Genomic DNA, 19,898 nt, shown 5'->3' with positions numbered 1-19,898 from the left:
TTTACCCCGGGTTATGAACTGCATGCCAAATACACAATTTTCGCTGAAGGCTGTCGTGGTCACTTAGGTAAACGTCTGATCCAGAAGTTCAACCTGGACAAGGACGCTGATCCGCAACACTACGGTATCGGCATTAAAGAGCTTTGGGAAATCGATCCTGCCAAGCATAAACCGGGTCTGGTGATGCACGGTGCCGGCTGGCCACTAAATGAAACTGGTTCTTCAGGTGGCTGGTGGTTATACCATGCTGAGAATAACCAGGTGACTCTGGGCATGATCGTAGATCTGTCTTACACCAACCCGCATATGTATCCCTTCATGGAAATGCAGCGCTGGAAAACCCATCCATTGATCAAGCAGTATCTGGAAGGTGGTAAGCGTATTTCTTATGGTGCGCGTGCTGTGACCAAAGGTGGTTTTAACTCATTACCAAAATTCACCTTCCCGGGTGGTTCTTTGATTGGTGATGATGCCGGCTTCCTGAACTTTGCCAAGATCAAGGGCTCACATACTGCGATGAAATCCGGCATGCTCTGCGGTGAAGCGGTATTTGAGGCGATTGCGGCCGGTGTAGAAAAAGGCGGTGATCTGGCGGTGGCACGTGTGGCTGAAGGTGAAGATTTCTTCGTGAAAGAACTGACCGCGTATACCGACAAGTTCAACAACAGCTGGCTGAAAGAAGAGCTATATAACTCGCGTAACTTTGGCCCGGCAATGCACAAGTTCGGTCAATGGATCGGTGGCGCATTCAACTTTATCGACCAGAACGTATTTAAAGTGCCTTTTACCTTGCATGATCTGGTTCAGGACCATGCTGCGCTAAAAACCCAGGCAGCTGAAAGCTTCAAGCCGACCTATCCAAAACCGGATGGCAAGCTGACCTTTGACCGTCTGTCTTCAGTGTTTGTCTCGAATACGGTCCATGAAGAGAACCAGCCAGCGCACTTGAAACTGACCGATGCTTCGATTCCGGTGGAAGTCAACCTGCCGACATGGGATGAGCCTGCACAGCGTTACTGCCCGGCGGGGGTCTATGAAATTATGGAAAATAATGACGGTTCGAAACGTTTCCAGATCAATGCAGCCAACTGTGTACACTGCAAGACCTGTGACATCAAGGATCCGTCCCAGAACATCACCTGGGTGACACCGGAAGGTGGTGGTGGTCCGAATTACCCGAATATGTAAGGTAATTCCTGTGAATGAGAAAAATACATCTATTTCTCACATTCATATACCCACTCTTGAAGCAGTTAGTATTAACACTTCACTTTAATTTTTTAGGTAATCCCAGCTCCCTCGGGAGCTGGAATTAATAAGTTAGAATAGAAATAATAGAAAAGATTTTATAGCGTACTGGATATAAAAATGGCTTAACCAAAATGAGCTAAGCCATCTTTAAAATTTAAAACCAATGACGAAAAATTTTAGTCATTCATTAAGATTTTTGATTTGCTACAAACTTGGCGCGTGCTGCATGCAGTTTTTTATAGCTGTCAATTAAACGTAGATGACGGTCCAGCCCTTCAAGCTGCATGTTGGTTTCGGTCAAACCATAGAAACGAACTGTGCCTTCGATTGAACCGAGAACGGCATCCATACGGGCATCACCAAACATACGACGGAAGTTGTGTTCATAATCTTCCAGTTCCATTTCATCATCCAGAATGACTTCCAGAACGACATTCATGCACTGGTAGAACAAGCCACGTTCAACGGTATTGGTATTGAACTGCAGGAACTGCTCAACCAGATCTTTGGCTTCTTCAAATTGCTGCAAAGCCACATAAATTAGAAGTTTCAGTTCCAGAATCGTCAGTTGACCCCATTCAGTATTTTCATCGAACTCGATACCGATCAAGGTTTTGATTTCGGTATAGTCATCCTCATCTGCTTCTTCCAGACGCTCAACCAGTGCTTCCAGTTGTTCATCATCCAGACGGTGCAGATTCAGGATATCTTCACGGTAGAGCAAAGCCTTGTTGGTATTGTCCCAAACCAGATCTTCTACCAGATAAATTTCCGAATAGCCCGGTACCAGAATACGGCAAGCTATTGCACCTAGATGCTGATACACCGCCATATAAACTTCATGGCCCATGTCTTCCAGAATTGTGAATAATTCCTGAGCTTCATCCGCATTCGAGTTTTGACCGTTATTAGTGAAATCCCACTCGATAAAATCATAATCTGATTTCGCGCTGAAGAAACGCCAAGACACCACACCGCTTGAGTCAATAAAATGTTCGACGAAGTTATTCGGTTCAGTTACTGCATTGCTGCTAAAAGTTGGTTTTGGCAGATCATTCAGACCTTCAAAACTACGGCCTTGTAAAAGTTCAGTCAGACTGCGTTCTGATGCTACTTCAAAGTTAGGATGGGCACCGAATGAGGCAAATACACCGCCGGTACGCGGGTTCATCAAGGTAACGCACATGACCGGGAACTGACCGCCTAGTGAAGCATCTTTGACCAGAACCGGGAAGCCCTGTTCTTCCAGACCTTTAATGCCTTCAACAATTTTTGGATATTTTGCCAGAACATGTTCAGGCACATCCGGTAGTGCCAGTTCACCTTCCAGAATTTCGCGTTTTACCCCACGTTCGAAAATTTCAGAAAGACATTGTACTTGCGCTTCAGCCAAGGTATTGCCGGCACTCATCCCGTTACTTAAGTAAAGGTTTTCGATCAGATTCGACGGGAAATAAACGGTTTCACCATCAGACTGACGTACAAATGGCAATGAACAGATGCCACGTGCTTTATTACCAGAGTTGGTGTCGTAAAGATGGATACCCAATAATTCATCTTCAGGATCATAAATTTCACGGGTATGTTCATCTAAAACTTCTGCAGGTAGTTCGCCATTTGGACCTGGCTGGAACCATTTTTCATCTGGATAATGCACAAATTCGGCATTGGCAATATCCTCACCCCAGAACTGGTCGTTATAGAAAAAGTTGCAATTCAGACGCTCAATAAATTCGCCCAAGGCAGATGCCAGCGCACTTTCTTTGGTCGAACCCTTACCATTGGTAAAGCACATTGGTGACTGCGCATCACGGATATGTAGCGACCACACATTCGGCACGATATTACGCCAAGACGCGATTTCAATCTTCATGCCAAGGCCTGCCAGAATGGCAGACATATTGGCAATCGTTTCTTCCAGCGGAAGGTCCTTACCCGGAATGAAAGTCGTATGGTCAGAAGCCAGACTTGGCATTAACAAGGCCTGAGCATCTGCATCGATACTTTCTACTTCTTCAATGACAAATTCAGGACCGGTTTGAATTACTTTTTTGACGGTACAACGGTCGATCGAACGTAAAATTCCCTGGCGGTCTTTTTCAGAAATATCAGCCGGTAGTTCCACCTGAATTTTAAAAATCTGTTTATATCGGTTTTCAGGATCAACGATATTGTTTTGAGATAGGCGGATATTGTCGGTCGGAATATCACGTGCCGCGCAATAGACTTTGACAAAATAAGCCGCACATAAAGCTGAAGATGCCAGAAAATAATCGAATGGGCCGGGTGCCGAACCATCGCCTTTATAGCGGATCGGCTGATCGGCGATTACCGTGAAGTCATCGAACTTGGCTTCCTGACGAAGATTATCGAGATAATTGACCTTAATTTCCATGTGGATACCTAAATATTCTTATGTGCCGTCACGGACAGATAAGATGCTGAATCTGAATATACAAGCCGGTTCACGGAGGAGAACTTGAATGAAAAATAGAAAATGGTCAGGTTATACCATTTGACGAAGTGTCTGGATAACGCTGCCGAGAATGGGCGCTATTATAGAATTATTTTATGAAATTGATAATATTTGTCTGAAATTCTGGCAGATTAAACCAGATCCTCAGTCTTTCCTGAGCTGCCGGAGCATGAATCAACTTCAAGTCATGGCTTATACTATTAATCAAAGTTGCAGATAAGGCAGATTTTCACCCGCCTAGTCTGAATGATTTCATAATTTTAAAAATCATAACTCAGTGCAAATACTGCAAGATTACGCTGCTTGTCATCATAGCGGTCATAACCGCCAAAGATATATTCACCTGACATACTCAACTGCGGTAAAAGCGCATAACTGAGTCCGGCAGAAGCATAACGAAAGGCAAACTGCTTTTCGGTATCGCCCAGTTCACCGCCCTCATATTTGCCTTCATCGTTAAAATAGCTTCCTGCTGCTGTAATGCTGGCATTCAGGCGATCATTCAACTGATGATTCAGGTTAAGCGTATAAAAAGTATCGCCCTGATTGGCATAAGCCACATCATACAGATAGGTCGATACACTGGCGCCAATACTGGTCTGATCATTCAATGCACGACTTATATTTAAACCCAGCTCATTTCCGGTAGTATGCTTGCCGCCCGGATAATAATAGGTTGCGTTCCATAGATCCCAATCATAATTTTCGCTGCTATGGGTATAACCCAGCAGAAAGTTATGCTCGAATTTGTCTGAACGATGTCCCTGACGCCCCTGCACTTCTGCATAAGAGTATCCAAGCGTAGATCCCCAATATCCGACATAAAAATTACCATAAGCCAGATTCAATGCAGCCTGTACAGCAACATCATCATTTTCAGGCGCATTGGTCAAACCGCGGGAGACGTATTTGGAGACCACACTCAAGTTTCCGCTTGCTTCTATTTGTTTTACTTCCGCATCATCGGCATAACAGTAAAAACTTGAAACAGCAGCACAGCCAAACAGCACTGTTTGATTGAATATTTTCATAAAATATAAATGTATTAAGTAAAGCGGAGATAAAACCGAAAGCAGTCGAGGTTTTATCTCCGCTTTGGGACAAAATTGAAATTCGCTTTACTCCTGCTTTGCTAGGCGGCAGGAATAAAACCATAATTTAAGCGCGAGGCGCCTTGTAAAAAGGTGCAGATGAAGGCGCAAGAGCAGGTTTGCCACGAATATGGTCTGCCAGTTTTTCAGCGATCATAATCGTAGTTGCATTGAGGTTACCGGTAATGATCAAAGGCATAATCGAGGCGTCAATCACACGCAACCCCTGCATTTCATGTACGCGTCCATAACCATCGACAACCGCCATGTCATCCTCACCCATTTTACAGCTACATGATGGATGATACGCGGTTTCTGCATGATTACGAACAAATTCATCAATTTCAGCATCTGTTTGTAGATGTTTTCCCGGACTGATTTCTTCACCACGATAGGGATCCAATGCCGGCTGATGCATAATTTCCCGGGTAATGCGGATGGCATCGCGGAATTCACGCCAGTCCTGCTCGGTACTCATATAATTAAACAGAATACTTGGATGCTCAAACGGGTCTTTGGATTTCAGACGAACACGGCCACGTGACGGCGAACGCATAGAGCCCACATGAGCCTGGAAGCCATGTTCATGAATGGCATTGGTGCCATTATAATTAATCGCTACAGGCAGGAAATGATACTGGATATTAGGCCAGTCAAATTCGTCTGAAGAGCGGATAAAACCACCGGCTTCAAACTGGTTACTGGCCCCAATACCTTTACCTAAAAATAACCATTCAGCGCCAATCATCGGCTGGTTATACCACTTGAGTGCCGGATATAAGCTAACCGGTTTTTTGCACTTATATTGCAGGTACATTTCCAGATGGTCCTGCAGGTTTTCACCCACGCCTGGCAAATCCTGAACCACAGGAATATCCAAACTTTTTAACAGTTCAGCCGGACCCACACCGGAGCGTTGCAGGATTTGCGGCGAGGCAATTGCACCTGCACATAGCAATACTTCACGATCTGCAAAGACCTGAATCGGCTGTAAAGTATTTTGTCCTTCAAAATATTCCACACCAATTGCCTGATTACGATTAAACAGAATCCGGTTGGTCATGGCGTGGGTAATAATCGTAAGATTATCCCGGCCTTTGGCCATATCCAGATAACCACGTGCTGTACTGGAACGACGGCCTTGCGGCGTTACGGTACGGTCCATCGGCCCAAAGCCTTCCTGCTGATAGCCATTCAGGTCATCAGTACGTGGATAACCGGCCTGTACACCGGCCTCGACCATGGCATGGAACAGTTCATTATTCCCATTTTTAGGTGTTGCGACCGAAACCGGTCCAGAATCACCATGATAATCATTGCCGCCAATATCGCGCGTTTCAGCTTTTTTATAATACGGCAGACATTCAGCATAGCTCCAGTGTTCTAGCCCCTTCAGGCTGGCCCACTGTTCAAGATCCATAGCATTACCGCGAATGTAACACATGCCGTTAATTAATGAAGAACCGCCCAGCCCCTTGCCGCGCCCGCACTCCATACGACGGTTATTCATATGTGGTTCAGGATCGGTCAGATAGGCCCAGTTATAACGGCGTCCCTGTAATGGATAAGCCAATGCAGCCGGCATTTGTGTTCTGAAGTCTAGACGGTAATCCGGCCCACCCGCTTCCAGCAGCAGGACTTTCACATCCGGATCTTCAGTTAAACGCGCTGCGAGCACATTTCCTGCCGAACCTGCACCGATAATAATATAGTCGTAATTCATCCAATCCTCCCTTATGCGCTAAATACAGACTGGAAAGGACTGAGTTCGACCTGAACTGACTTGGTCTGGGTATATTGCTGTAGCGTGACAATACCGTTTTCGCGACCGACACCCGAATGTTTATAACCACCAACTGGCATTTCTGCAGGAGATTCGCCCCAGGTATTAATCCAGCAAATACCGGCTTCGATTTGATGAATAATATGATGCGCACGTGCTAGATTCGGCGTCACGACACCAGCTGCCAAACCATATTCAGTATCATTGGCACGACGAATCACTTCTTCTTCTGAGTCATAACTCAGAATACTCATGACCGGACCAAAGATTTCGTCACGGACAATCGTCATGTCGTCACGGCAATCGGTAAATACCGTTGGTAGCACATAAGCGCCTTGGGCAAACTGCTCATCTTCAGCACGGCCGCCACCACACAATAAGCGTGCACCTTCGATCTTGCCCTGTTCAATATAATCCAGCACTTTTTCCATATGAGAGAAGCTGGAAACTGGACCAAAATTGGTTTCAGGATCGAGTGGGTCCCCCATCCGGATATAAGGAATACGCTGCAGAATCTTTTCTTCGAATTCGGCTTTCAAAGCTAAAGGTACAAATACGCGGGTACCATTGGTACAGACCTGACCAGAACTGTAGAAGTTAGCCATCATGGCTATATCTGCCGCCAGATCCAGATCGGCATCTTCACAGATAATCAGCGGAGATTTTCCGCCCAGCTCCATAGTGACTTCTTTCAGACTGGAATTCGCAGCTTGGGCCATGACTTTTTTGCCGGTCGCGACACCACCGGTAAATGAAACTTTGGCAATATCAGGATGCGAAGTCAGATAACCACCAATTTCACCACTGCCGGTAACCACATTAAAGACACCATGCGGCACACCTGCTTCAGTATAAATTTCTGCCAGTTTTAATGCAGTTAAAGGCGTCACTTCACTAGCTTTAAAGATCATGGCATTGCCTGCTGCCAGTGCAGGTGCAGATTTCCATAAGGCAATTTGAACCGGATAATTCCATGCACCAATCCCGGCAACCACACCCAAAGGTTCACGGCGAGTATAAACAAACGAACTGCTTCTGAGCGGGATTTGCTGGCCTTCTAATGCTGGCAAAATACCTGCATAGTATTCGAGTACATCTGCACCTGTCGCAATATCGACGGTGGATGTTTCACTGAAAGCTTTACCACTGTCGAGACTTTCTAAACGCGCCAGCTCGTCATTACGTTCACGGAGGATGGCAACAGCCTTGTTCAAAATACGGGAACGTTGAATCGCCGTCATTTCTGCCCAGACTTTTTGTCCTTGTTGTGCCGATTCAACAGCGCGATCGATATCATCTTGTGTACATACCTGCACGTCTGCCAGAACTTCGCCAGTTGCAGGATTAATCGTTTGAAACGTGCTATTGGACGTTGCATCGACATATTGTCCATGAATATAAGGACGTTGCAGTTTGAATGTTGTCAATGGAATTTCCTCGCAGGTGGGTTATTTGAGTTGTTGCCGGATATATTCACTACACAGTTCAATCGGCAGTTCTGGGTCAATTTTGCCATTTACCAAAGCACCTCTTAACCAGAATCCATCAATCAATGCTGCCAAACCTTGAGCGGCTTTCTCTGCCTGGTCTTTATTCAACTTTTTCATGAATTCATATTTAAGGTTGGAATGTAAGCGGTAATGATTGATCTGCTGTAACCGATGTAACTCAGGTTGATGCAAACTGCTAGCCCAGAACGCCAACCAGACTTTCATGGCCGCCTTGTCGGTTTGTGGAGCAGCAAAATTACCACGTACGATCGCCAGTAAGCGCTGCTCCGGTAAGTCATCAACCTGTATCTTTATCTGTGCAACAGATTTACCCAATTGCTGCAATAAGTAACGCATTGTGGCTTCAATCAAGCCATTTTTACCTCGAAAGTAATGACTTATGATGCCGGTTGAGACACCTGCTCTTTGGGCAATCTGACTAATTGAAGCTTCTGCAAAACCTAGCTCATTCACTGCAGCTAAGGTGGCATCGATCAGTTGCTGACGACGGATCGGTTGCATACCAACTTTGGGCATAGGACTAACCTGAATAACGGATGTAACAATAAAAAATCACTCTGCTAAAGCAAATAGCTGAATGATGTAACAATTCATAAACGCTTTTTTAATTGAACGTTCAATTAATAAAAATTATAGTGCCAGCTCACCCTTGATGTACAGCGCAGTTTGTTTTGGATTTGCAAAAGTTTGTAATTCACGAAAACAAGGAAGCTTTACTGCAGGCTTTTGCTTTTAAATCACACTGCACTGTAGATCATCCGGCAACAAAACGATGGTTAGAGATTTATGCAAAAGAAAAATGAAGAGAAGCAAGATAGTCTGAATAAAGTGGTTTTTTATTTTTCGGCGACGCTTATTCTGCTGTTTTCTATCATTACCATTTTATTTAATGAACAAGCCAATCAAGTCATTATCAATATCTTAAACTGGGTCAGTCGTACCTTTAGCTGGTATTATCTGCTGGCGGCAACGCTGTATCTGGTTTTTATCGTCTTTATCGCCTGCTCACGTTATGGCGAAATCAAACTTGGACCGAAACATTCTAAACCTGAATTCAGCCTGCTGAGTTGGTCGGCGATGCTATTTTCTGCCGGAATCGGGATTGACCTGATGTTTTTCTCGGTGGCGGAACCGCTTTCCCATTATATGAATCCGCCTGTAGGCGAAGGTGAAACCTTTGAAGCTGCACGCCAATCCATGGTGTGGACCCTATTTCACTACGGTTTAACCGGCTGGAGTATGTATGCGCTGATTGGGGTCGCCCTAGGTTATTTCAGTTACCGCTACAATTTACCGCTAACGATCCGATCGGCACTTTATCCGATCTTTGGTAAAAAAATTAATGGTCCAATTGGCCATACGGTTGATACCGCTGCGGTACTCGGCACGATTTTCGGGATTGCCACCACCTGCGGGATTGGCGTTGTGCAATTAAATTACGGCCTACATGTGCTATTTGATTTACCAGAAAATATCTGGATTCAAACTGCACTCATCGCTGTTGCCGTGATTATTACTATTATTTCAGTCACTGCCGGTGTCAATAAAGGCATCCGAATCCTGTCTGAAATTAACATCTATGTATCAATTGGGCTGCTGCTATTTATTCTGTTTGTAGGCAATACCGAATTTTTATTAGCAGCCTTGATTCAGAATTTTGGTGACTATATCAGTCAGTTCCCAAAACTCTCTTTAACCAGTTTTCCTTTTGAACAACCGAAAGAATGGATGAATAGCTGGACCCTGTTCTTCTGGGCATGGTGGATCGCCTGGTCACCTTTTGTTGGTCTGTTCCTGGCCCGTATTTCCCGTGGTCGTACCATTCGCGAATTTGTCACCGGGACTTTGGTTATTCCTCTGTTATTTACCCTGACCTGGTTGTCTATTTTCGGTAACAGTGCTTTATACAGCGTGATTTTCGATGGTAATACTCAACTTGCTACGACAGTTTTAGAAAATCCGGCACATGGTTTTTATGATCTGCTGGCGCAGTATCCAGGCTTTACCTTTACTGCAGGTGTCGCCACTATTACCGGCTTGCTGTTCTATGTGACCTCAGCGGATTCAGGGGCATTGGTATTGGGAAATTTCACGACCAAATTCACTAATATTGAGCATGATTCACCGCGCTGGCTCAGTGTGTTCTGGGCCATTGCCATCGGTTTGCTGACTTTGGCAATGCTCATGGCGAATGGCGTGACAGCATTACAGAACACCACAATTATTATGGGTCTGCCTTTTAGTTTCGTCATTTTCTTTGTGATGGCGGGACTCTATAAGTCCTTGCGTCTGGAGGATTTTCGTCAGGCAAGCACCAGCCTGAATGCGGCACCTGTGGTCGGTAATGTGGATATTTTGAACTGGAAGAAGCGTCTGAGCCGGGTCATGCTGCATCCAAGCCTGTCCCAGACGCGGACCATGCTGGACAATGTTTGCAAACCAGCCATTGAGGCCGTTGCAACCGAGTTAATTGACAAAGGTATTCAAGTCAATATTCAGGAAAAATCGCTGGAGGAAGAACCTGAACTGTATCATCTGGATCTGACCATTCAGCTCGATGAAGAAGAAAACTTTGTCTACGAAATATGGCCGGTACGCTATGACACGCCAAATTTCAGTTCACGTGGTAAACGAACCAAACGTTATTACTATCGTCTGGAAAGTTATCTGTTTGAAGGCTCTCAGGGAAACGATCTGGTCGGTTACAGTAAGGAACAGGTGATCAATGACATCCTGGATAAATATGAACGCCATATGATGTATCTACATATTAACCGTATTAGCCCAGGTAAACGTCCGCTGTTCCCGGATCGTGAAATCTAGGATCTCTCAACTACGTAAGGACTCAATGATGTCAGAAAGTTTGAATGCATTTGCCCTGTTTTTCTCCCTGCTCAATCCTTTTCTGATGAGTATTTATATGCTCGGAATTATCCGTAATTCCGACGCAAAAATATTCAACATGGCATTGATTCAGGGCAGTCTGATCAGCTTTATTGTGTTCATCATTTTTGCAAAAACCGGTGAAGCCTTCTTTAATGAATTCTTGCATGTACGGTTTGAGTCCTTCCAGATTTTTGGCGGTATTATCTTTTTGGTGATTGGCTATCGTTATGTCTTTGAAGGTGCTGATACGATTGGCGTGATGCGTGGAGCGCCCAGTCATCTGGCGGGCACGATTGCCATGCCGTTTATGATTGGTCCGGGCACCATTTCGGCATCTGTGATCACCGGTATACAGCTCAGTTTAATGCAAACCATTCTGGTGATTTTCTTTACCCTGTTTCTGACTTGTAGTCTGCTGATCCTGATGAAATACCTGCATGATCATTTACAGCACAAGTATTCAAACTATATTGACCTGTATGTCGATATTGTAGGTCGTGTTGCAGCGCTTTTAATCGGTACCATTGCCATCGATATGATCGTGACAGGTATTACAGGAATATTAGAAACCTGATAAATCCTTTCTATCGATAAATATAAAGAGCGGGAAATATCCCGCTCTTTTTTTAATTTTTAAATAATTAAAATTTAAATGACACACCGGCATAAGTAGAGAAACCTTCACCAGGCGAAGAACGAGCTTCATCTTTCCCACCGTCGTTAAGGCCTGGAATCACGACCGCAGCATATTTCTCATCCGTGATATTTTTAAAGTTGATCCAGGTTTTCCATGATTGATGTTCTGGTGCATAACCCACATCAATGCCCCAGATCTGATAGTCGTCACTGAATTGGCTATTAGCATAATCATGCGCCATTTTAGATGCATATTCAGTATTCAGACCAATATAGAGGCCATTATTTAAAGCATAACTCAGTTGAGCCTGATACAGATGTTTTGGAATCCCCGGTAACTGGTTCTTGCCAAACAATGGATCATTTTTGTACTGGAAATCGCTAAGGGTATAAGCCTGTTGCAGACGCAGTTCGCCATATTGGGATTCATGCAATGGCGTATCTAGACTTAGCTCCACCCCTTGATGAATCGTTGGCGTGGCATTCGATTCAACAGCAATTGGCTCTGAAGGTCGATTCGATCCATCTTCATAGGTTTTAATCATTTCAGAGGTTAACAGTTCATTTTTCACTTTGGAATAATAATAACTCAGTGCCCAATCTCCAAAGCCTGATTGTCCACGTCCACCCAGTTCAAAGCTATTGGCGGTTTGCGTGTCCAAATAGATTGGCGCGCGCACCCGGCCAGAAGCGACACCACTGTCAAAATAATACGGTGAAGACCAAGCCATCGCCCAAGGATGTGCTGGCTCAATGCTGCGGCTTAAATTGGCAAACCATTGCACAGACTCATTCGGCTGATAGGTCAAACCAAGTCGTGGTGCAAAATTCCATTCATAACGGCTGACTTCAGGACTCGCCACAGGATAAGTTACTTCACTTTCCCGATGGGTATACACCGCTGCCAGTCCCAAATCTAATTTGAACTGATCATTTAATGTGGTTTCCTGATCAAATTGCAGGACGTTGTCTGAACCACGATAGGTATAGCGGCGGGTAACTGTGTCTACCGGATACGTTTGATTACCAATTTCTGTATTAAATCTTAAAGTTTCAGTAACCCCACTGTCCGGACGATGAGTCGTGCTGCGCAAGGCAATACGCCCCTGATGCTCCAGACCTAGAAACTGGTAAGGTTTTTCATACTGGAAGCGCGCTGTAATATCTTCATAATCGACATTGGTACGATAACTGCTTTCACGTAAATCCAGCGGATAATGATGATAAGCTAGACTGCCAGTCAGTTTTGCATCATCCTGTAAATTCCAGGTCGTGGTATTGGCCAGCCAAGTACTGCCCGGCTGAATCCGTTTGGCATCTACCGCTAAATTAAAGCTATTCGCTGCTTCAGGATCATTTTTGAGCTGTTCTTGTGTAATCCGTCCTGGAGTTAAATGCTTGCTCTCACGGTAACGAGCATAAAAACGGGTTTCGATATCCGGACTGATCTGATAGCCCAAATTAAAAGCCAGACCCTTACCATCGCCTTCAGCATGATCCTGAATTCCATCAAACTGGGTACTCGTCAGCGCCAGATAATAATCCATCTGATCCAGCTTTCGGCCGGTACTAAACTGATATTTTTGATAACCATGGCTGCCCATTTCATATTTGAGTTCAGAGCCATCCTGATCTGCGCCGGTCTTGGTTCTATAGTTGATTGTTCCACCTAGGGCCAGTCCGCCTTGCTTAAAGCCATTGGCTCCGCGATAAACCCCGACATGATCAATCCACCAGGGTTCTAGCAGTTCATACGCTGTGCCGCCCGGTCCGGTAAATGGAATATCGTCAATCAGGACGTGCGTACCGGATGCGTGTGCACCTGAAGTCCGGTTGATTCCTGAACCACGGATTGAGACTTTTGCACCTTCATTTCCTGCAGACTGGGCATAAATTCCTGGCTGTAAACGGAACACATCGGCTGTGGTCGCAAGTCGCTGCTGTTCTAACTGCTGCTCGCCAATAAAATTCGTTCCTCCTGAAACCTGAGCCAGCTCTTTCTGATATTGCTGCTGCGGATTGGCATTTTGCTCAGCGCTGATCACAATGGTATTCAGCTGTTGAACGTTGCCCGGTTCTACGGCAGTTTCAGCATAAAGATGACCTGAGACAATCGACAGAATCATGAGGCTCAGCGGGCTTTTCTTGAGAGGAATTTTTGTCATGTGCATGGCGATTTTATACAGTCCTGTATAAGTGATTCCGTTTTATGAGAGGAAATCAGTTTAAAAATTATGCTGTAGCATAGATCAACATTGTTATTTTCAGGAGTTATTTTCTGCCAAAAAATTGACTGATTAGCGTATGTTTTTTCATTTTCTTTAATCTTTTTATTAAAAAACAACTTGCAAGATCAGAACCACATCGTCATAAGTTCCAAGAACTTAATTTTTAAATAATTGATATTTAATAATATGATATTTAATTCTGCACATATGTATTTCCACTTGGCAAAATGTAATACTTGTCAAAAATTATGATCGAATAAACCAGTTCTTTAATTTCTAAAGTTGACAGAAGTTGTATATTTTCTGACTCGAAGTAGACAAAATTAACCTCATCATCTTATAGAAAAATTGAAATTACTAAGACAGAAACTGTTAATCTTTAAAAACCCTGACGATGCAGGATTTTCAAAGATAACGGACTAAATATATTTAACTATCCACAAATTAGCTGTAATAGACCTGTCTTTTCTTGGAAAACCGATCCAGCTGTTTCAAGAAGCCTTCAAAATAATCTTTCTGCTTTTCTTCTGTGCGATAGCCGGCGTATAAAGTTCGACGTAAGCCTTCAGGTGCCACACAGTCGAGGCGGCGTGAAGTGACCCAGCCTTTCTGCTCATATTCATTTACCACCCAATCAGGTAATGCACCAATCCCGCGACCACTTGCCACCAGCTGAATCAGCATTTGGGTCAAATCTGTGGTGCGAATGTCTTTTGGTAGAATATTAGCGGGAATAAACAGACGCGACATAATGTCCAAACGGTGTTTATCCACCGGATAAGTTACCAGCGTTTCTTCAGCAAGCTCCTGAACAGTAATCTCTTTCGCACGTACCAGTGGATGGGTATTGGATAAAACCAAGCGTGATTCGTATTCGAAAATCGGGAAATATTCAATGCCTTTAAGCGCAATTGGATCAGCCGTAATCAGTAGATCAAACTCTCCGGTTTGTAATAATTCATGCGGATTCGATTCAAAACCTGAAGCAAAGTCCAGGTCTACATCCGGATATTGCATCCGGTATTGATTGAGTAGTGGCATCAACCAGTCAAAACAGCTATGACATTCAGAGGAGAAAACTATTCGTCCGGTCTGGCCATGCACAATACGGCTGATATCGCTCTGTGCAATTTGAACTTGCGGTAATATTTCATCTGCCAGTTTTAACAACCGCTCCCCAACATTTGAAAAACTTACGGGACGACTACGCCGATTCACTACTTCAACCCCGAACCATTGGTCGAGTTCACGTAGCTGATGTGACAAGGCTGATGGGGTTAAACATAAATCACTTGCTGCTGCAACCAGAGAACCATGCTCCCGCAGAGCAGTTAAAGTTCTTAAATGGCGGAGTTCTATCATGGAAAATACCGGAAATTTCAAAAGACGGATGACACTTAATTTGTCTTAAGCATAACCCATTTCTCTTATTTTATTTAGTTTTTCTCATTTTTAAATCATAATAATGAGATATATTCACCTATTGGGTTTGTAGGTTTGAATTGCTATTCCCTTAATTTTTATTAATTTAATTTAATTTTATTGATTAAATTAATTTTATTAAATTTGTCTATAAAATAGCGCTTAAATTTACAGCAGCAACAAGATAGAAAACTAACTTCGGTATAAAAGTCACAGAATAATTTTGCTCAATTCATACAATAAAAAGTAGAAAATATTTTAGAGGATGAAAGACTATGTCCAATCCAACCGACCGAAATGATGATGAACTCACTGAAGAGCAACTTGATCCGCAAGAAAAACAGGATCGCGAGATCCAGCGAGGTCAATTAGGTCTTCATGATCCACAGCGACAACGTGATCAACTGCGTCAGGAAAGACAGGACGAAGAACAGAATCAATAAATTTTTCAAGGATTCAAAAATACAAAAACTCCCCGTTCTTAAAAATGGATGGGGAGTTTTTTTTCAGTATTAAAAAGTTAGGGACTAGTTTTCGCATCACAACATCTTATACATCTGATCTAACCTGAACAGCTCACCTTCTTGGATGAGTGCTGTTTTACTATTTCGCTTCTGTAGAGGCTTTTGCTTGTAGGGGCTGCGCCTGTGTTTCTGCCGTTTTTTTCTTGGCCTGAATTTGTGCCGCTATTTCCTGATTTTTCTCAGCAAAACGCAAGCCACCATCTCCGGCGAGACTTGTTTGGCTCATCACCATGCTGCTGCCCAAGATTAAAATCAGCTTAAAAAATTGATTTTTCATGTCTCATCTGCCTTTTTATTCTAATGGTATTAAAAATAAGCAATTATTATTCCAATGTTTTTATGCTTATTTAGTTTTTTGACTGCACTTTCTATTTTATAGGGATAATCTTCGAAAATACAAAGTCAATCATCGTAAAAATATAAAAATCTGCAATAAGAATAAATAGATATTTTGACTACATCTCAGCTTAAATCACTATTGATTTTTTATTTAAATCAAAAAAATCGTTCAACAGCTTATTTGGATTATTTTCATTGGCTAAAATATAGTGCAAATACCCAGAGCAATAACAAAAACAGAATCGCTGTGCAGGATTTCCAGAAAGTGACTGGATGCTTTTCAAGCATAGGACGTGAAACTGATTTTTTAAATTTGAGATCTGGGTGTTTCAGATCATATATAAAGGCTGAAAGTGCTTCATAGCGCTGCTCCGGGCGAATGGAAAGCGCTTTTTTAAAGATGGCGTCCAAGCCATGCGGCAGATCCGGTCGATACTCATAGAGTGGATGATATCGAACCTGTTTTAAGTCCTTTTCGGTCTTACAGCGCGCAAGGTCTGTCCCATAAGGTAATTGTCGGGTCAATAAATAATAACTCATCACCGCCAGCGAGAACTGATCTGATTTTACTGATGGGGAGCATCCAATAAAATATTCAGGTGCCATAAAGGCCAAGGTTCCCAAAGGAACATCTGCATGTTTGGGATTCAGTTCAACCAGACCTCTGACCGCAGTCGATCCATAATCAATCAGTTTCACTTTCAAGGTATCGGCTGGTTCGAGCAGCATGACATTTTCTGGTCGTACATCCTGGTGCAGCATTTCAAGACGGTGCATGGCATTCAATGCTTTGGCCACCTGCTCAATGATCGGAAGCAACTGCTGTAAAGTTAAAGCAGTTTTATGACGGTGCAGCCATCGGTTTAGGCTTTCCCCTTGTAAATATTCATAACTTTGAAATAAAAACTTCTTGCTGCCCTTATGTGGATAGCATTGCAGCAGATTTTCATGTTTTAAGCGTTTCGATACCCAGTCTTCCAGCTGAAATTGTTCTACGGCTTTGAGATCATCCTGCACATCGACAGACAAGGTTTTAATGACCAACTGATTTTGTGTCGCTTCATCATGCGCCAAATAGAGGCTGCTGCGATGATTTTGGTGCAGGATTTTATCAATCCGATAACCTTCAAACAGATCACCATGACTCAGCTGTTGCGGAAATAAAACATGGCTCTTGATATGAAAGGATTCCTCCTCAGGCAACTGTTCCACTTTAATGATTTGAATGGTGAGATTGTCATCACTACCCCGCTTTAAAGCCAGCTCGACTATAGACTTGGCAATAATATCCAGATGTTGTTGCTGCTCGACCATATTCGAGATGAGTTGAATATCTATGAATTCATAGACACCATCTGTCATCAAGATAAAGAAATCATCTTCACATAATTCAAGCTGCTGATAATCGACATCGATACGATGGTCGGCACCCAGTGCACGACTTAAATAATGTTCTGTTGATGACAGGCAAACACGGTGATCAGCCGTCAACTGTTCAATGGCTTGTGCCTGAATGCGATAAATCCGGCTATCGCCAGCATGAAAGATATGTGCCCTGTTTTTTTTCAAAATCAGTGCACTAAAGGTGCAGACATAACCCTGGTCTTTATCAAAACGCCCGCGGCTTTGCTGGGTTTGTGCATAGAGCCAGGAATTAGTCGCACGAATAACCCGTGCCGCTGAAGTTTGAGTACTCCATGCATCCGAAGTCGAATAATAATCCGATAAAAAACTGCTGACTGCAGTTTCTGCTGCAATATGGCTGACATTGCTGCTACTGATCCCGTCTGCAATTGCACAGGCAATGCCCTTACTGCTAAGCGCGTGGCCTTCAGGAATATAGACCCCATGGAAATCCTGATTCTGTGCTTTGATTCCAGCGGAAGAATATTGCCCGATGCTGATCTTTAATTTTTTATTCATTTTAAATACTCAAAAAGGGATCGAATTGATCCCTTTAATCTCAAGGCATAAATCATCATGCTCAGATTAGAATTCTTTTTTATCGCCAGTACGTACATGCGTGGTATAGAGCGCCAGACCTGTCAGTGCCAGACCACCCACTAAATTACCCAGTGCCACCGGTAATTCATTCCACAAGAAATAGTCTGTAATCGAGAAATCACCGCCCATCATCATGGCAAATGGGAAGAGGAACATATTTACTACTGAATGCTCAAAGCCCATGGCGAAAAACAGCATGATTGGCATCCACATCGCGATGAATTTGCCACTGACCGTGGTTGACATCATGGCACCAATTACACCGAGTGATACCATCCAGTTACACAGCATGCCGCGGATAAAAATCGTCATCCAGCCAGCAAAACCATATTCGGCATAGCCCAAAGTCCGGTCTTCCCCAATATGGGCGATTTTCACCCCGACCGCATTCGGTTCAGCGGCGAAACCCATGGTATAGACTGCGGCCATCAACACTGCCACGGTTAAACATCCGGCAAAGTTACCTAAAAAAACCAGTCCCCAGTTTTTTAAAATACGTGACCACGTTACCCCAGGACGTTTGTCTAACCAGGCTAATGGAGTCAATACAAATACCCCGGTCAGCAGGTCATAGCCTAATAGATATAACATGCAGAAACCGACTGGAAATAGCAGCGCACCGATCAGTGGCACCCCTGTTTGTACCGCAATCGTCACGGCAAATACTGCTGCCAGTGCCAGAATTGCACCTGCCATAAACGCACGAATTAAAACATCACGCGTTGCCATATGAAGTTTTGCCTCACCGGCATCGACCACTTTTTTTGCAAACTCTGCAGGAGCAAGATAAGCCATATTTTTATCCCCTTTATATAAATTACTTGCCTGTTTGCAAATAAAAAACGCCTAAGGTCTATTTCAACCCTAGGCGTCTTTGCCTTGCATTATTCAAACAGATCAATTGTGTTATGGCGCCGTTGCCATATTTAATATAGATTAAAGCAAATAGCATGCCATATATTTTAAATGTCTAATGAAAATCATATAAATTATTTTAAAATTTAATCCTAATAATTATATTGGCACAATCTCTGCATTATCTATAACGGTCATTTTTTAAATATAGCTATTGGAGAAGATTATGATTAGCCATCGTCAACAAGTGACAGACATGATTATTTCAGCGAAAGTTTTAAAGTCTATTACATGGGCAGATGTCGCTGAAACAATAGGCCTTTCTAAAGAATGGGTGACAGCCGCATGTTTGGGTCAGATGGCTTTTAATAAGGAACAGGCGGAAAAAATTGGTGAAATATTTGGATTGACTGATGAAGCCATTGCCTGGCTGCAAATCGTACCCTATAAAGGTTCTCTGCCAACCAGTGTGCCGACAGATCCGCTGATTTATCGCTGGTATGAGGTTGTCAGCGTTTATGGTATGACCATTAAAGAACTGATCCATGAAGAATTTGGTGATGGAATTATGAGTGCAATTGATTTCAATATGGATATTCAACGTGAGAATAATCCAAACGGAGATCGGGTGAATGTCGTATTATCCGGAAAGTTTTTACCTTATAAAACTTATTAATCCCCCACTATAAGCATAAAAGCCATTATTAAAATGGCTTTTATTTTATCTGCACTTATTAAATTTATTTAGAATGATTAGGGTCTGTTGACATTTACTGTTCATAATTAACCCTATAAAGGTAGCCATAAAAATATACAGGCTAAAGCAACAGAACTTTGATAATTTCTTTTGAGCTTGTCATATCGAGTAGCTATTCCTCTAAATTGCTTTAAT

At 43.3% G+C, this 19,898-nt stretch carries 15 protein-coding genes and 1 pseudogene; 5 read left to right on the top strand and 11 right to left on the bottom strand.

Going from position 1 to position 19,898, the window contains the following annotated elements; all coding sequences use genetic code 11:
* Positions 1-1,188 (top strand): electron transfer flavoprotein-ubiquinone oxidoreductase (locus AC13CK_RS00920; protein WP_482830888.1); only part of this gene is annotated, 1,188 nt, incomplete at its 5' end.
* A gap of 250 nt (positions 1,189-1,438) precedes the next feature.
* Here AC13CK_RS00920 and AC13CK_RS00915 read toward each other — a convergent pair.
* The 5 genes from AC13CK_RS00915 to betI form a co-directional block, all read right to left on the bottom strand.
* Complete coding sequence (locus tag AC13CK_RS00915; protein ID WP_425878433.1) at positions 1,439-3,646, bottom strand: OsmC domain/YcaO domain-containing protein; 2,208 nt, start codon at positions 3,644-3,646, stop codon at positions 1,439-1,441.
* 341 nt (positions 3,647-3,987) lie between these two features.
* Positions 3,988-4,758, bottom strand: a complete 771-nt coding sequence (locus AC13CK_RS00910; protein WP_425878435.1) for a TorF family putative porin — start codon at positions 4,756-4,758, stop codon at positions 3,988-3,990.
* 127 nt (positions 4,759-4,885) lie between these two features.
* Positions 4,886-6,541, bottom strand: a complete 1,656-nt coding sequence (gene betA, locus AC13CK_RS00905) for a choline dehydrogenase (protein WP_336755013.1) — start codon at positions 6,539-6,541, stop codon at positions 4,886-4,888.
* Positions 6,542-6,552: 11 nt separating this feature from the next.
* Positions 6,553-8,028, bottom strand: a complete 1,476-nt coding sequence (betB, locus tag AC13CK_RS00900) for a betaine-aldehyde dehydrogenase (RefSeq protein WP_425878437.1) — start codon at positions 8,026-8,028, stop codon at positions 6,553-6,555.
* A gap of 21 nt (positions 8,029-8,049) precedes the next feature.
* Positions 8,050-8,628 carry a transcriptional regulator BetI gene (gene betI, locus AC13CK_RS00895; protein ID WP_425878439.1) on the bottom strand — a complete coding sequence of 193 codons (579 nt, stop codon included), beginning with the start codon at positions 8,626-8,628 and terminating at the stop codon, positions 8,050-8,052.
* Between the two features lie 270 nt (positions 8,629-8,898).
* On the opposite strand from betI, the gene AC13CK_RS00890 reads away from it, so the two are divergent.
* Together AC13CK_RS00890 and AC13CK_RS00885 are read left to right on the top strand one after the other, a co-directional pair.
* The gene (locus AC13CK_RS00890) at positions 8,899-10,935 is read left to right on the top strand and encodes a choline transporter (protein ID WP_311204735.1); all 2,037 of its coding nucleotides are present in this window, start codon (positions 8,899-8,901) and stop codon (positions 10,933-10,935) included.
* A 25-nt stretch (positions 10,936-10,960) separates the two neighbouring features.
* Positions 10,961-11,572: a MarC family protein gene (locus tag AC13CK_RS00885; RefSeq protein ID WP_425878441.1), complete on the top strand. Its 612-nt coding sequence runs from the start codon at positions 10,961-10,963 to the stop codon at positions 11,570-11,572.
* 67 nt (positions 11,573-11,639) lie between these two features.
* Here the strand turns inward: AC13CK_RS00885 and AC13CK_RS00880 are convergent, their stop codons facing one another.
* Positions 11,640-13,805 carry a TonB-dependent receptor family protein gene (locus tag AC13CK_RS00880; RefSeq protein ID WP_425878443.1) on the bottom strand — a complete coding sequence of 722 codons (2,166 nt, stop codon included), beginning with the start codon at positions 13,803-13,805 and terminating at the stop codon, positions 11,640-11,642.
* Between the two features lie 501 nt (positions 13,806-14,306).
* Complete coding sequence (locus tag AC13CK_RS00875) at positions 14,307-15,224, bottom strand: LysR family transcriptional regulator (protein ID WP_253114407.1); 918 nt, start codon at positions 15,222-15,224, stop codon at positions 14,307-14,309.
* A 335-nt stretch (positions 15,225-15,559) separates the two neighbouring features.
* Between AC13CK_RS00875 and AC13CK_RS00870 the strand changes: the two genes are divergently transcribed.
* Positions 15,560-15,727, top strand: a complete 168-nt coding sequence (locus AC13CK_RS00870; RefSeq protein WP_005100295.1) for a hypothetical protein — start codon at positions 15,560-15,562, stop codon at positions 15,725-15,727.
* Between the two features lie 160 nt (positions 15,728-15,887).
* On the opposite strand, the gene AC13CK_RS00865 is transcribed toward AC13CK_RS00870, so the two are convergent.
* The 3 genes from AC13CK_RS00865 to AC13CK_RS00855 all read right to left on the bottom strand — a co-directional run bounded on the left by AC13CK_RS00865 (position 15,888) and on the right by AC13CK_RS00855 (position 18,946).
* On the bottom strand, positions 15,888-16,085 hold the full coding sequence (locus AC13CK_RS00865) for a hypothetical protein (protein WP_005100292.1): 198 nt from the start codon (positions 16,083-16,085) through the stop codon (positions 15,888-15,890).
* Positions 16,086-16,339: 254 nt separating this feature from the next.
* Complete coding sequence (locus AC13CK_RS00860) at positions 16,340-18,070, bottom strand: bifunctional protein-serine/threonine kinase/phosphatase (protein WP_425878446.1); 1,731 nt, start codon at positions 18,068-18,070, stop codon at positions 16,340-16,342.
* 66 nt (positions 18,071-18,136) lie between these two features.
* Complete coding sequence (locus tag AC13CK_RS00855) at positions 18,137-18,946, bottom strand: formate/nitrite transporter family protein (RefSeq protein WP_004646987.1); 810 nt, start codon at positions 18,944-18,946, stop codon at positions 18,137-18,139.
* 286 nt (positions 18,947-19,232) lie between these two features.
* Here AC13CK_RS00855 and cynS point away from each other — a divergent pair, with 286 nt between their 5' ends.
* Complete coding sequence (cynS, locus tag AC13CK_RS00850; RefSeq protein WP_004646988.1) at positions 19,233-19,682, top strand: cyanase; 450 nt, start codon at positions 19,233-19,235, stop codon at positions 19,680-19,682.
* Positions 19,683-19,776: 94 nt separating this feature from the next.
* On the opposite strand, the pseudogene AC13CK_RS00845 reads toward cynS, so the two are convergent.
* Positions 19,777-19,898 (bottom strand): annotated as a pseudogene (locus AC13CK_RS00845) (IS5/IS1182 family transposase); the annotation flags it as partial.

It is taken from the genome of Acinetobacter sp. L-24 (assembly GCF_056857555.1).
This window is presented reverse-complemented; position numbering and strand designations above follow the sequence as displayed.

What these genes read in the sequence shown, in the direction of transcription:
- AC13CK_RS00915 (WP_425878433.1), bottom strand. Translation starts at nt 3,646, where the DNA reads ATGGAAATTAAGGTCAATTATCTCGATAATCTTCGTCAGGAAGCCAAG.
- AC13CK_RS00910 (WP_425878435.1), bottom strand. Translation starts at nt 4,758, where the DNA reads ATGAAAATATTCAATCAAACAGTGCTGTTTGGCTGTGCTGCTGTTTCA.
- betA (WP_336755013.1), bottom strand. Translation starts at nt 6,541, where the DNA reads ATGAATTACGACTATATTATTATCGGTGCAGGTTCGGCAGGAAATGTG.
- betI (WP_425878439.1), bottom strand. Translation starts at nt 8,628, where the DNA reads ATGCCCAAAGTTGGTATGCAACCGATCCGTCGTCAGCAACTGATCGAT.
- AC13CK_RS00890 (WP_311204735.1), top strand. Translation starts at nt 8,899, where the DNA reads ATGCAAAAGAAAAATGAAGAGAAGCAAGATAGTCTGAATAAAGTGGTT.
- AC13CK_RS00885 (WP_425878441.1), top strand. Translation starts at nt 10,961, where the DNA reads ATGATGTCAGAAAGTTTGAATGCATTTGCCCTGTTTTTCTCCCTGCTC.
- AC13CK_RS00880 (WP_425878443.1), bottom strand. Translation starts at nt 13,805, where the DNA reads ATGCACATGACAAAAATTCCTCTCAAGAAAAGCCCGCTGAGCCTCATG.
- AC13CK_RS00875 (WP_253114407.1), bottom strand. Translation starts at nt 15,224, where the DNA reads ATGATAGAACTCCGCCATTTAAGAACTTTAACTGCTCTGCGGGAGCAT.
- AC13CK_RS00870 (WP_005100295.1), top strand. Translation starts at nt 15,560, where the DNA reads ATGTCCAATCCAACCGACCGAAATGATGATGAACTCACTGAAGAGCAA.
- AC13CK_RS00865 (WP_005100292.1), bottom strand. Translation starts at nt 16,085, where the DNA reads ATGAAAAATCAATTTTTTAAGCTGATTTTAATCTTGGGCAGCAGCATG.
- AC13CK_RS00860 (WP_425878446.1), bottom strand. Translation starts at nt 18,070, where the DNA reads ATGAATAAAAAATTAAAGATCAGCATCGGGCAATATTCTTCCGCTGGA.
- AC13CK_RS00855 (WP_004646987.1), bottom strand. Translation starts at nt 18,946, where the DNA reads ATGGCTTATCTTGCTCCTGCAGAGTTTGCAAAAAAAGTGGTCGATGCC.
- cynS (WP_004646988.1), top strand. Translation starts at nt 19,233, where the DNA reads ATGATTAGCCATCGTCAACAAGTGACAGACATGATTATTTCAGCGAAA.